This is a genomic window from Marinobacterium ramblicola, from assembly GCF_019084545.1.
In the GTDB taxonomy this organism is placed as follows: Bacteria; Pseudomonadota; Gammaproteobacteria; order Pseudomonadales; family Balneatricaceae; genus Marinobacterium_D; species Marinobacterium_D ramblicola.
In genome coordinates this window covers 146,034-157,878 of sequence record NZ_JAHREP010000010.1, presented here as the reverse complement: position 1 = coordinate 157,878, position 11,845 = coordinate 146,034, and the positions used below count along the sequence as shown (strand labels likewise).

Annotated in this window: 13 protein-coding genes and 1 pseudogene; 4 read left to right on the top strand and 10 right to left on the bottom strand. The window is 48.1% G+C overall.

Annotated features, from left to right (window positions below; translation table 11 throughout):
* Positions 1-305 (top strand): annotated as a pseudogene (locus KQ940_RS09820) (hypothetical protein); the annotation flags it as partial.
* A 70-nt stretch (positions 306-375) separates the two neighbouring features.
* Positions 376-762: a GlcG/HbpS family heme-binding protein gene (locus KQ940_RS09815; protein ID WP_217413365.1), complete on the top strand. Its 387-nt coding sequence runs from the start codon at positions 376-378 to the stop codon at positions 760-762.
* 94 nt (positions 763-856) lie between these two features.
* Here the strand turns inward: KQ940_RS09815 and KQ940_RS09810 are convergent, their stop codons facing one another.
* Positions 857-1,588 carry a hypothetical protein gene (locus KQ940_RS09810; RefSeq protein WP_217413357.1) on the bottom strand — a complete coding sequence of 244 codons (732 nt, stop codon included), beginning with the start codon at positions 1,586-1,588 and terminating at the stop codon, positions 857-859.
* Positions 1,589-1,837: 249 nt separating this feature from the next.
* On the opposite strand from KQ940_RS09810, the gene KQ940_RS09805 reads away from it, so the two are divergent.
* Complete coding sequence (locus tag KQ940_RS09805) at positions 1,838-2,284, top strand: GlcG/HbpS family heme-binding protein (RefSeq protein WP_343222642.1); 447 nt, start codon at positions 1,838-1,840, stop codon at positions 2,282-2,284.
* 110 nt (positions 2,285-2,394) lie between these two features.
* Here the strand turns inward: KQ940_RS09805 and KQ940_RS09800 are convergent, their stop codons facing one another.
* From KQ940_RS09800 to KQ940_RS09770, 7 genes are all read right to left on the bottom strand, one after another.
* On the bottom strand, positions 2,395-3,312 hold the full coding sequence (locus KQ940_RS09800; protein WP_217413356.1) for a hypothetical protein: 918 nt from the start codon (positions 3,310-3,312) through the stop codon (positions 2,395-2,397).
* Between the two features lie 65 nt (positions 3,313-3,377).
* Positions 3,378-3,893, bottom strand: a complete 516-nt coding sequence (locus tag KQ940_RS09795) for a hypothetical protein (RefSeq protein WP_217413355.1) — start codon at positions 3,891-3,893, stop codon at positions 3,378-3,380.
* 242 nt (positions 3,894-4,135) lie between these two features.
* Entirely contained in the window at positions 4,136-5,077 is a 942-nt protein-coding gene (locus KQ940_RS09790) for a DUF4435 domain-containing protein (protein ID WP_217413354.1), read from the bottom strand.
* Positions 5,077-6,396, bottom strand: a complete 1,320-nt coding sequence (locus tag KQ940_RS09785) for an AAA family ATPase (protein WP_217413353.1) — start codon at positions 6,394-6,396, stop codon at positions 5,077-5,079. Before KQ940_RS09785 ends, KQ940_RS09790 begins: the two co-directional genes overlap by 1 nt.
* Positions 6,397-6,503: 107 nt before the next feature.
* On the bottom strand, positions 6,504-6,932 hold the full coding sequence (locus tag KQ940_RS09780; RefSeq protein WP_217413352.1) for a hypothetical protein: 429 nt from the start codon (positions 6,930-6,932) through the stop codon (positions 6,504-6,506).
* A gap of 528 nt (positions 6,933-7,460) precedes the next feature.
* The gene (locus tag KQ940_RS09775) at positions 7,461-8,090 is read right to left on the bottom strand and encodes a TetR/AcrR family transcriptional regulator (RefSeq protein ID WP_217413351.1); all 630 of its coding nucleotides are present in this window, start codon (positions 8,088-8,090) and stop codon (positions 7,461-7,463) included.
* A 185-nt stretch (positions 8,091-8,275) separates the two neighbouring features.
* Positions 8,276-9,316 carry a zinc-dependent alcohol dehydrogenase family protein gene (locus KQ940_RS09770; protein WP_217413350.1) on the bottom strand — a complete coding sequence of 347 codons (1,041 nt, stop codon included), beginning with the start codon at positions 9,314-9,316 and terminating at the stop codon, positions 8,276-8,278.
* Between the two features lie 150 nt (positions 9,317-9,466).
* On the opposite strand from KQ940_RS09770, the gene KQ940_RS09765 reads away from it, so the two are divergent.
* Positions 9,467-9,943, top strand: a complete 477-nt coding sequence (locus KQ940_RS09765) for an Lrp/AsnC family transcriptional regulator (RefSeq protein ID WP_217413349.1) — start codon at positions 9,467-9,469, stop codon at positions 9,941-9,943.
* A 94-nt stretch (positions 9,944-10,037) separates the two neighbouring features.
* Here KQ940_RS09765 and KQ940_RS09760 read toward each other — a convergent pair whose 3' ends face one another.
* Positions 10,038-11,216, bottom strand: a complete 1,179-nt coding sequence (locus KQ940_RS09760; RefSeq protein ID WP_217413348.1) for a urate hydroxylase PuuD — start codon at positions 11,214-11,216, stop codon at positions 10,038-10,040.
* A gap of 117 nt (positions 11,217-11,333) precedes the next feature.
* Positions 11,334-11,834: an ureidoglycolate lyase gene (locus KQ940_RS09755; protein WP_217413347.1), complete on the bottom strand. Its 501-nt coding sequence runs from the start codon at positions 11,832-11,834 to the stop codon at positions 11,334-11,336.
* Positions 11,835-11,845 lie beyond the last annotated feature (11 nt).

Below are 11,845 nucleotides of genomic sequence, written 5' to 3'. Positions count from 1 at the left end.
GTCGGTTTATTGATGCCTCGGTGGAGGGGACATCTCAAGTTGCGATTTTGGGGACTTTAGCAACCGGCACTGACAATACCACGCCCGACGTTGAAAATACCGTGAAGGGCTATCCACATAAGGTCTATCAGGATGATCAGGGCAACGCATTAATCGAGACCTACCTCATCACCGGTATGGGCCATGGTGCGCCTGTCGATCCGGGAACCGGTGAAGACCGGTGCGGTGTTCCGGGCGGACATATTCTCGATGCTGATATTTGCGCAAGCTACTTTATCGGCAAGTTTTGGGGACTGGATCAGTGATTGCTGAGTGCCCCATCCCCTTCGGTGCAGCCGAGCATCGCAGCCCACCAAACCGTAGGGGCGGCTTCGGATTGTTAAGGTACTTGTCCGCACAAGTACCTTAACTCGCCAGCAGGCGAAACCCGGCGGCACGCTGATTTCGCTGCAGCGCCAGGACGGTGCCAGCATGATCCGACCGGACGTCGCCATCGGCAAAGCATGGGGCGCCGTCGCCGTGGGCAAATCCTCCCGCGCCCTGGGCCAGGACGCACAGAACCGCCCGGCGTTTATCTCCGCGCTGAACACCCTGGCGCAGGGCAAGATCGTGCCCGTGGCGGGTGGTGTGCTGATCCGTAACAGCGACAACGAGATAGTCGGTGCGGTGGGTATCAGTGGTGATCTGTCGGATGTTGATGAAAAGTGTGCCGTGTTTGGGATTGAGTCGGCTGGGTTGGTTGCGGATGCTGGAGGCCTATAGGTCCTGGAGAATATAAAGTTCGAATAATAAATAAGCCTCCACCAGTGGAGGCTTATTTGTCGTTCGATGAAAGTTAAGCAGCCAAAGTCACCTTCTATATTTTGTTTACCAAGCTAAAGTTAAAAAGCAATCTAGCAATGTAAGGATCAAACCTAAAAATCTTGTAGCGGCTTAAATCCTCTTTAGGAATGTATAGGTTATTTTCAGGAACCTGTATTAGCTTTGGTTCGAAGCCATAGATTGTTATTTTACTTCCAAAAATAATACCTCTTAAATATCGAAAAAATGACAACTCCTGCCTTAGATCAAGAGCTATACTCTTTCCATAATAGTCTTTGACCCACCATTCAAGATCATCACTACTACGAACATTGACAGCACGATACTTAAGACTCCATTTGCGCTCAATATCTCTTTTGCTGTAAACAGTTGCCTCCACATCAAGTCCCTGACCTAACTCAAAAAAAACAGGAAATTTATCGCCATAATCTATTCTAGATGTAAATGCTCCATCCGTAATTCTAAGATCTCCATTTTTAGTCAAATAGTCTACTTTATACAAAGAATAATCAAATTTATCAGATATATTTAATTCGTGCTTAACTTCATGCTTAGATCTAATGCCAGTATATTTTATATACTTCTCATCCAATATGCTTCTGCCATTAACTTTTGAATACTTTAGTGATAATGATGCATTCTCTTCAAAGTTATTAAATTCATTAAATATGGTTAGCTGAACTGGGACCATATATCTAGAGTTTCGTTCACTATTTGGTGTGGAAAAAAAATATATAAACTGGCTCGTGGTCCGGGAATCTTTCATTTAGAACTCCTAAAGATAACTGCCCTCCAAATTTACCTGAAATATAGTCAGATATCGGGGGGTATAATACTCCGAAAACGGTTAGCAACAAACCAACAAAGCTAATAGAAAGTAACCTTCCTTTTATGCTGGTTTTTAAATTTTCTATTTTTTGTTGAGGTTTGTTTACTCTTTGTCTTACTTTTTTATTACGATCTCTATATTTTCTTATCAATGTTATAATCCTGGAATTATTTTAGTCGTATTATTGTGCTTATAATAAACTATACACTGACCAAAATTATCGGTCACCATCACCCGGCTGCATTTGGAAAAAGCCTTGAACTAAAGACAGAGCCGCTGACCGTGGCGATACTGGACGCCGGCGGCACGCTGGTCTCGCTGCAACGCCAGGACGGCGCTGGCATGATCCGCCCCGATGTCGCCATCAGCAAAGCCTGGGGCGCCGTCGCTATGGGCAAATCCTCCCGCGCCCTGGGCGAGGACGCACAGAACCGCCCGGCGTTTATCTCCGCACTGAATACCCTGGCGCAGGGCAAGATCGTGTCCGTGCCGGGTGGCGTACTGATCCGTAACAGCGATAACGAGATCGTCGGTGCCGTGGGTATCAGTGGCGATCTGTCGGATGTTGATGAGCAGTGTGCTGTGTTTGGGATTGAGGCGGCTGGGCTGGTTGCGGATGCGGGGGGGCTTTAGAGCCTAAAAAGTTCGGGAAAGAATAAGTCTCTATTAACGGAGGCTTATTCTCGCCTGTTGCGTTGCAGTAAAAAACGCGGGGAAATTTTTCTAACCACTACAGTCACACGTTATGTGTCGGCGCCAGTGATAATACCTGTACCATATCCGTCTTCATACCTCTTAACGCTAATCACCAGAAGAACACGAGTATCCGAAGTAAGTGAAGTTGATATTTCGCTCAATAGGAATGGATGTTTTTTTAGGAATGCTTTCGATACACGTGCACGGATCGTATAGCCATCCTCGCTGCGAGTAGTAAGCGTAAAGTGGTTTTCATATTGTCGTAAAGCCTCAATATGAAATTCGTTTTCTAATACCACATTTTCTCCTGAGCGTACTGAGCCACTTATTGCTTGAATTTGCTCTTCGGTTAGTTCGTTTCCTCCGATTCTTATCGATGTTGCATCTGATGCAGCTGATATTATTTCTTTGTATGTTTTTGCGAAATCTGCTGCTGAGTCAGACTCCTCTGCCGCTATTTCCAATGCTCTTTCCTGCAATTCGATTCTATATTTTTCTTGATTTGTTAAATCTTCGCTTATTTCAGGAATTACGACTGAACCTGAAACGCTTAGCGCTAGGACAATAATCACGATAGCTGCATTTCTAGATGTTTTGTTATTAGAGAGAGCTTCCGATAATTTAGTAAGAAATGAGGTTAGGTCGGCTTTAATCTCAGTGCTTCCCTCTCGTACTTCAAAAAGTAGCTCAAGCTCCGCTTTCTCATGTTTCTTGATATTTCTTGCATCGCCTCCATGAACTATCCTCCCGTAATAGGTATTGGACAAAGCTTGTATTTTGCCGAGCTGGGTTAGCAGCGGGCCTGGAAGTGTTCCGGAATAGCGTTCACCTTTTATGCCTACATGGAACTTTGGCCATCCATTGAATTCAATCTCTAGAGCTGAATCAGCATCTTTATTGTGAATAAAGAACTCTAACAGGGCCCATGCATCTTCTTCATTTCGGATAACAGCCAATTCATTCATCCAATTACTCTCCTGCTTGACATTTCCCTATAGCACTGGTCTTGCCCAAAAAAGTAGACACTAGGTTATGCGCTCTTAAGCTCATGTTGTTCTTGTACACTTTTACCAAGTGTTGTTATCGCCCATATTTCTCCATTTGAGCCTTTGCCATTCTTTACAAAGCCCCTAGACATTAGTGAAGCTAAAGATTTTTCTGTGGAAGATATATCTTTTGAAATTTCACCTGCAACTGTTTTCGCGTAACGCCAAGTATAACCAGGTTTTTGAAGCTTCTGTAAAATTTCGCTTTCTACATTCGTCAAATCATCTTTTTGTTTGGCTTCCTCTTTCTGATCAGAAGTTGGCTCTGTTTGGCTTTCAATCATCGTTTGAACCATGTTCATTTCAGCTTCGAACCCTGCACCTTTAAATCTAGAAATTTTATCGATATTTGAAAATGCCAAGCCTAATGCCCCAGCCAAGACCGCCAACCCCATTTCAGCAGGCCTCTCAAGAAACCCATAGATACTGCTTATTCCTAGCAACATTGCATATGACGCAATTTGAAATGTAATTTTAATAATAAGCTCCTTCTTGCTCATAACTGCGTTAAAGGACCGAAGAAAGCGTGGCTTTTGAGGTTTCAGAGAGAAAAGCGAACGATTTTAAACGCTTTTCTATAAGCCCATGGTAGCGCTGGCGACCAAAAAGTCGCTTCTCAAAATTCTGAAACATCACTCTGACCACAATTATTAAATTATTTGATTTTTTCATTCGTCGAGTTGCAGTAAAAGAGGCGGATATTTTTCGATTAGCTACTCAAGTCAATTGTTAGCAAAAACTTCTATGCTACTTGACTATCAACCTCGAATAACTCTAAAAATTTTCGTAAACATTCCGGAGTCTCTGCATATTGACTCAACTCAGAAATAGAATTTGCTTTAGTTAAATGAAGTTTGACATTCCCTCTGTTTGAAAAAAACTCTCTTCCAATCTTTCGGCATCTGTCACTTTTAAGTTTACTAAGAAATATCCTATAGAAATCAAGATTTTGCTTACCTCTATACCAAAGCTCACCACTTTTACCTTTAAAATACTCTATTGAGCTATCAAATGAAATTTCTAAATTTTCTTGCAACTCAGGAAAGATTGAACGAGGTGATGACTCCGTATAAACTTTTTTGACTTCGGAAAGATTTATTTCAACCAAGTCTTCGATATTAACGTTGTTAACGTTCAGCTTGCCTGCTGAGTCACCAGATTGCTCTATTAATCTTACCTCTTTGATTAGAAGGTTAAAGCCTTCAATCATATCAAGATACTGAGATTTTATTTCGCAATATCTAGATATGCATAATTCAAAACACTCATGTTCTTCACAGGTATCATTTAAACCAAACTCCGCAGAAAGGACGCGTTTGAACGCGGAGTCAGAAATATATAAGTTCTCTACTGAATAACATGGAGTTAGGTATATATCCGTGAGTCCATAAAGTTCTTTATTATCGTCAAAATCGGAATCAACAAAAAATAAACATGAATATTTTCTGTAGGTAGTATGTTTTCTTATCCGACTTCTCATATTAACGACATTGAATTTTCCATTACAATTTACACCAGTCCATGAAATATCAGGGCGAATGGTATTTATCCTAATTGAATAATACTTCTCGTCTTCACCTTCGAAAAATGCTGCAACCTTACCTTTTGATACAACTCTTGTAAACTCTAAAAACTTTACCGAAAGTGAATCTCTTGACTTTTTCAACGCCGCTACTCTCGACATTACAGCTCCTCAATATATACGCCTAGATCGACGGTATTTTCTTCCAAATTATTTTCAAATATGAAAGGAGAGTGAGTGGTAGAAAATAAAAATTTACATTTGCCAGAGGAAACGATGTCAGGGAGTAATGTTTTTTGCCATTCAATAGATAATGAAAGCTCCGGCTCATCAAAAAATATCGCTATATCATGTTTCTTTTGGAGGTAGAGCAAGGCAAAAAGAGAAATTATTTGTTTTTCCCCGGAAGAAAGGCTCTCAATATCTACTTCATTTCCATTCTTCTTTCTAATTATTTTAATCGTTACATTGCTTTCGTCGTATACAACCTCCTTATCATTCAGGTATCTGTTACTGACCTTGGTAAATTGTTGAATTGACTCATCATTTTCTTGTTGTTGTTCATATACTTTCAAAAGATTACTAACAAAGTATATAAGTGGATCATGTCCGGTTTGAATATCACCGCTTTTAACCAATTCCAAAATTTGCTCTTTATGGCTGGGGGATATGTTTTTCCCTATCCTTTCCAAAACAATCTCAACTGCTCTTGGGCTAGAAATAGAACTCTTCATTTCTGGTGTTACAGAGAACCCTCCAACAAGCTGAGAGAGCATTTGGCCATTGATTTTAGAGAACCATTCTACGGACGAAATTAAAATCTCAGAGGTGATTTTTTCAATACTTTTACGTACATCGCCCATACCGAAATTAATCGACGCATGGCTGAAACGAGAATTTTCCATGGTTCCACTGAAAGCGCGAATATCTTCTTCAACACGCCTATATGTAGGAAGATACAGTGTATTCAATGGAAACTTTGCTTTGATTTTATCAAGTTTCTCCTGGGTAGATGAGTTTACTCTCCTATTGGGTACATTTCCCCTTACCTCTTTCAAATAATCCCGAAGAATAGACGACGGGATATCAAGATCTCGCAAGGCATGACGAAATAGGGGGGATCGATCAATCTGATGCAATGGGTACTTTCTAACGTCATCAATTAGCTGAAGAATAAAATCTTCGCCTAGACGGTTTTCAAGGTGCTCAAAAAAACCATGTCCTTTTATATACTCTAGATCAGCGTCGAAATCTGATTTTTTAAAGGATATCTTTGTGCCATCAGAGAATACCAGACCTATAGTTTCAAAAACCACTTTTCTTAGTTTTGACACATCACCAGAGACTAAGGCGTAAAATGAATTTAGTATAGTGGTCTTACCATAACCATTCTCAGCAACAAGTATTTTGTATTCAGATTCAAAGGGAATTCTTACATTCCTTTCCTCAAACAAATTGGTTATAAAAAATTCTTTTATCATTTTTGAATCCATTATAAAAGTATCAGCGAATTAATGGGAGCTAACACCTCATATCACCGGTAATATGTGGCGCGCAGCAGAGAAAATTAATCGTGTGTATGAGACTGTTATATGCTTGCTTTAGCATTTAATTTCTTGAACCTCTTGCATGCAGCACTAAATTCTCTTGCTAACCCTCGACCTTCTAAAGCTACAGATTTTGATTCCGCATCTATCGAAGGAACATCCAATCTCTCGTCAGCTAAAGCATGCATAAGATCGTTTCGTTTATCTTTCCAATTACTTAAGCGTTGAATCATGTCGCCAAAGAATGCCTGTCGCATTTTAAGTGAGTTTGTATGCCTGTATTTTATTTCTCCGATTTTAGGACCAAGCATTCTTATTGGTGGTCCCCCACCTGACTCTTTAAGTGCCGACACTAATCTATCTTCTAATATTGAATATGCAATCCATGTGGCTTCAAGATAAAAGCCGCCTTCAATAGCTAAGTCGATTCGAGAAATAAGTTCTCTGTATTTATTATATTTATCTGCCATAATTCAATTATTTTGTATAACAGCCTGTTAATTTGTCCTTTCGGTCTCATAATATTAAACCGGCGATAATTCAGGTCGTATGATCATCGCTACAGGCCTTGTGAATGCTGAGCCTGCGGCCGACAAGAGCTGCCGCCGGGTTAATAAATATCAGAGGGTAAACCCCTGTAGTACCTAGTAATAATTATAATATATTCGTAATCGATTGATTCTCAATAATAATTTTGTGGTCAGAATTAAAAGCGTATCCTAAAAGTGTATTTTTTCCACCACAATCCCGCTGAAAAGGGGGCTGATACAGGCATGACGCCACGTAATCAGCCAGCCGCCAATTAAAAGATCTATCGGAAAGACTTGAATTAGCCGCTAACGGCCGAATTGAGGTGAATACATCCATCAATCAGTCCCTTTGGATCCTGTGCGAGCTAGCGCTACGTCTACTGCCTGTCTGACGTTTAAGACAGTTTGCTACGCTTTGGCCAAAGGCACAAGATTCAAAAGGCTGATTGAGGTGGATCTTTTCTGTAGTTAACCGGCTTTCGCCGCTTTCGAAGTCTGCACTCCACAGCCCTTCAGTATCAGCTGAGTCAGCTGCTGCGCGGCGGTGTCGTAATCGCTCTGTGACAGCTTGTCCTTGCCGGTGACGCGGGAGATCTGCCAGTCGAAGTCGGCGTAGGTCTGGGTGGCGGCCCAGATGGTGAACAGCAGGTGGTGGGGATCGACCCTGTCCATCAGGCCGCGATCGACCCAGGACTGAATCTTGTTACTGCTCTGGATGGTCTGCTCCATCATCTTGTCGGCGATATCCTCCGGCAGGTGGGGGGCGCCGTGCATGATCTCGCTGGCGAACACCTTGGAGGCGTGGGGGTGCTGCTGGGACACCTTGATCTTGGCGATGATGTACTGCTCCAGCACGGTGGCCGGGTCGTCATCCTCGTAGAAGGGTTGTGCGGCCTGTAGCAGGGGGTCGATCACGCTCTCGATGACGCTACGGTACAGGTTCTCTTTGCTCTTGAAGTAGTAGTAGACGTTGGGCTTGGGCAGGCCGGCGCGGTTGGCGATCTCGATGATCTTGGTGGCGGCATAGCCCTGGTCGGCAAAGATTTCACTGGCAGCCTGGATAATCAGCTCCCGGTTGTGCTCCCTGATTCTGGACATCGATTTCGCAGACTCCTGTTTTTGACCGCGGAGTTAAGATGTGGCAATGGTACCACCCGAGGAAATCCCGCCTCAAGTTGGCGTTATGGAATAACAGCCAGGGCCGGCGTGAATAGAGTGGAACAGGCTGGCGAGTCGGGCAAGTGACGGCGACAGGGAGACTGCCGCCGTTATCGGGAGGGGGGTTAGAACTCGGTGACGACCGTCACGCCAACCTGGTTCGACCGGTCCATCGTGGTCAGCGCTTCGATGGATTGCTCAAGGGTAATCGTGCGCCCCAGCAGCTTTTGCGGCTGCAGTTTACCCGACTGCATCATCGCCAGCATCGCGTCGTAACGGTACGCCTGCATGCCGTGGCTGCCGATGATCTCCAGCTCCTGGCCGATCACTCTATCCATCGGTATGGCGGGGTTGGCATGATCGGCAAGCAGCAACCCGACTTGAATATGTTTGCCCCGTTTTCTGAGGCTCCTGATGGAGTTGACGCAGGTGGTCGGATGCCCCAGGGCATCCAGCGAGACATGAACACCGCCCCGGGTGATCTCCGCTACTGCTTCGGCGACGTTCGGCACCGTCCCGGCATTGATCGTCGCGACCGCGCCCAGCGCCCGCGCCAGTTCCAGTTTTTCATCGGAGATGTCGATCGCAATCACGTTGGCGCCGATTGCACTCGCAATCATCACCGCGGACAGCCCGACGCCGCCGCAACCGTGGACGGCCAGCCACTGACCGGCCGACGCCTGGCCCTGGTCGACCACTGCACGGAATGAGGTCGCGAAGCGACAGCCAAGGCTGGCGGCGGTGGCGTAGTCCAGCTCTTCGGGCAGTGCGACCAGGTTCACGTCTGCTTGATGCACTGCAACGTACTCGGCAAACGACCCCCAATGGGTGAAGCCCGGTTGGGTTTGGCTACCGCACACCTGATGGTTGCCGGAGTGGCACTCCGGGCAGCTACCGCAGCCACTGACGAAGGGGACTGTGACCCGATTGCCGACCTTGAACCGGCGCACATCGCGGCCGACGGATGACACGATGCCGGCAAACTCATGGCCGGGAACGTGGGGCAGCTGTATATCCGGATCATGCCCCATCCAGCCGTGCCAATCGCTGCGACATACACCTGTGGCCATCACTTTGACGATCACGCCGTGCACCTCCGGCGACGGATCAGGCAGGTTCATTAGGGTGGGGAGGGTGGCAAAGCTTTCGTAAACGACGGCTTTCATGGTGGTGTGACCTCCGGGATTGGCGAAGAACCGATGTTGAGCACCATGGTACCGGCCGGGGGCGAAATTACCTTGCCTTTTTCCGGTTGCGGCAGGCCGAAATCAGAAATAATCTTTCATATAGATTTGAATATTGGAAAGAGTATGCCAATGGGTAAACTGGATAGGGTGGATGTTGGTATTTTGGCGCGTCTGCAACGGGATGGACGCCTGACAAACGCCAAGCTGGCGACCGAGCTGTCATTGAGCGAAACGCCCTGCTGGCGGCGGCTCAAGCGACTGGAGGAGGAGGGCTACATCGAAAGCTATCAGGCCAACCTGGACCGTCGAAAGCTGGGGTTCGGCGTGATGGCGTTTGTGCAGCTGAGCTGCGTCGAGCATGACGAACACACCACCAGAGCCTTCGAAGATATTATCCGTCACTCCGACAATGTCCTGGCCTGCCACAACACCACGGGGGAAGCCGACTTCCTGCTGCAGGTGGTTGCACGAGATCTGGATGACTACAGCCGGTTCGTCGAACAGGTTCTGCGAAAGCTGCCCGGCGTCTCGGCGATCCGCTCCAATCTGTCGCTGCGGGAGATCAAGTCGTCGACCCGCTTGCCGGTATTGGCGGAGGGTGGATGATCGCTATCCCTCAACGCAAAGCACTCGGCCGCTGATCCAGGATGAACGGAAAAAAAAGCCCTGCGGGAACGGCAGGGCTAATTCAGGGAAGGGGTCAGTCGATACTGGCGCCGTTGGCGATCCACAGTCCGACCAGGTCTCGTTCGGCCTGGGTCATCTGGGTGATGTTGCCCAGCGGCATGCTCTGGGTGGTGATCGCCTGGGCCAGAATCTTCGGTGCCTGGGTCTTGATCTGTTGCGGATCGTCAAACATCACACCCGCCGGCGCGGTGCTGAAACCGGCATAGCTCGGGCTGGAGGAGTGACACACGGTGCAGCGTTCGCTGATCACCTGGTTTACCTGCGCAAAACTCACCTGCTGATGCTCGCTCTGTACCGCCTTTTGCGGGGCGACGACGAAGGCCAGGGTGACCATGCCCAGTGCCGCTGCGGGCAGGGTCCAGGCAAATTTCTGGCTCTCGTGGCGGGTGTTGAAGTAGTGGCGTACCAGTACGCTCAGTGCCGCGAGACCCGCCAGCACGGCCCAGTTGTATTCATAGCCGTAGGTGCTGGGGAAGTGGTTGCTGATCATGATGAACAGCACCGGCAGCGTGAAGTAGTTGTTGTGGCGTGAGCGCAGCAGACCCTTCGCCGGCAGGACCGGATCCGGTTCGCGGCCCTCTTCGATCGCTTTCACCAGCGCACGCTGGGCGGGCATGATCACGCGGAACACGTTACCGACCATGATGGTACCGATGATGGCGCCGACGTGGATAAACGCACCGCGACCGCTGAACACCTGCGACAGGCCCCAGGCGGCGAGCACCAGCAGGGCGAACAGTACCACGCCCAAAAGCGCAGGGGTCTTGCCCAGCGGCGAGTCGCATAGACCGGTGTAGACCAGCCAGCCGACCACCAGGCTGCCCACGCCGATGGCGATGGCGGCAGCAGAGCTGAGGTCAGAACCCGGTGCGATCAGGTAGAGCTGGGCGTTGAGGTAGTAGACCACCGCCAGCAGCACGAAGCCGGACAGGAAGGTGGCGTAGGCCTCCCACTTGAACCAGTGCAGCGTCTCCGGCATCTTCGGCGGCGCCAGCTTGTACTTCTCCAGATGGTAGATACCACCGCCATGAATGGCCCAGAGGTCACCGGACAGGCCCTCGCGTGGATTGCGGCGGTCCAGGTGGTTTTCCAGCCAGACAAAATAGAACGATGCGCCAATCCAGGCGATACCGGTAATCATGTGTACCCAGCGCACGGCCAGGTTGAGCCATTCAGTGATATGGGGATCCATTGTCTACTCCTCATATTGGGTTGGCCTTGGCGATCTTGCCTGAGGCCAACACTTATTTTTATGGATGTAGTCCTACGACGCGCCTTAGATTTGCGGGCGTGGTGTCACGCCTAAGCCTTACGGGGTCTGCAGCAGGATCTCGGTTTCGTTATCGAAAAAGTATTCGTCGCAGTTGTTGCCTTCGCCCTCACGGTCGACGACCAGGAGGTCATCCTCCTCCACGCAGGTGAGCACCGGGTGGTGCCAGACGCCGCTGTGGTAGTTGACCCCCTGGCTGCCGTCGGTGATGAACGCCCGGATCGAGGCTGGATCCGGCTCGTCACCCGCCGGCGCGACCAGCACCAGGAACGGATTCTGCTTCAGCGGAATAAACGCCTGGCTGCCCAGCGGGTGGCGCTCCAGCATCCGCACCCGCAGCGGCATCGGCGTATGCTTGGCCCTGAAGATGCTGATGATGCCGCGGTCTCCTGCCTTGCCGAGCATCACGCTAGCGAGGCGGTGAAAGCGCTGGGTCGAGCCGTTGTTGATCATGAAGAAATCACGATCGCGGGTCTCGATCACATCGCCGAAGGGGGCAAACGCCTCGGCGGTCAGGGGTTCCGGTCGAATGATCAACATGTCGGGCTCCG

Bases quoted from the DNA above. Each gene is read 5' to 3' on its own strand.
- KQ940_RS09755 (WP_217413347.1), bottom strand. From the start codon at position 11,834: ATGTTGATCATTCGACCGGAACCCCTGACCGCCGAGGCGTTTGCCCCC.
- KQ940_RS09810 (WP_217413357.1), bottom strand. From the start codon at position 1,588: ATGAAAGATTCCCGGACCACGAGCCAGTTTATATATTTTTTTTCCACA.
- KQ940_RS09760 (WP_217413348.1), bottom strand. From the start codon at position 11,216: ATGGATCCCCATATCACTGAATGGCTCAACCTGGCCGTGCGCTGGGTA.
- KQ940_RS09765 (WP_217413349.1), top strand. From the start codon at position 9,467: ATGGGTAAACTGGATAGGGTGGATGTTGGTATTTTGGCGCGTCTGCAA.
- KQ940_RS09785 (WP_217413353.1), bottom strand. From the start codon at position 6,396: ATGATAAAAGAATTTTTTATAACCAATTTGTTTGAGGAAAGGAATGTA.
- KQ940_RS09775 (WP_217413351.1), bottom strand. From the start codon at position 8,090: ATGTCCAGAATCAGGGAGCACAACCGGGAGCTGATTATCCAGGCTGCC.
- KQ940_RS09780 (WP_217413352.1), bottom strand. From the start codon at position 6,932: ATGGCAGATAAATATAATAAATACAGAGAACTTATTTCTCGAATCGAC.
- KQ940_RS09790 (WP_217413354.1), bottom strand. From the start codon at position 5,077: ATGTCGAGAGTAGCGGCGTTGAAAAAGTCAAGAGATTCACTTTCGGTA.
- KQ940_RS09795 (WP_217413355.1), bottom strand. From the start codon at position 3,893: ATGAGCAAGAAGGAGCTTATTATTAAAATTACATTTCAAATTGCGTCA.
- KQ940_RS09770 (WP_217413350.1), bottom strand. From the start codon at position 9,316: ATGAAAGCCGTCGTTTACGAAAGCTTTGCCACCCTCCCCACCCTAATG.
- KQ940_RS09800 (WP_217413356.1), bottom strand. From the start codon at position 3,312: ATGAATGAATTGGCTGTTATCCGAAATGAAGAAGATGCATGGGCCCTG.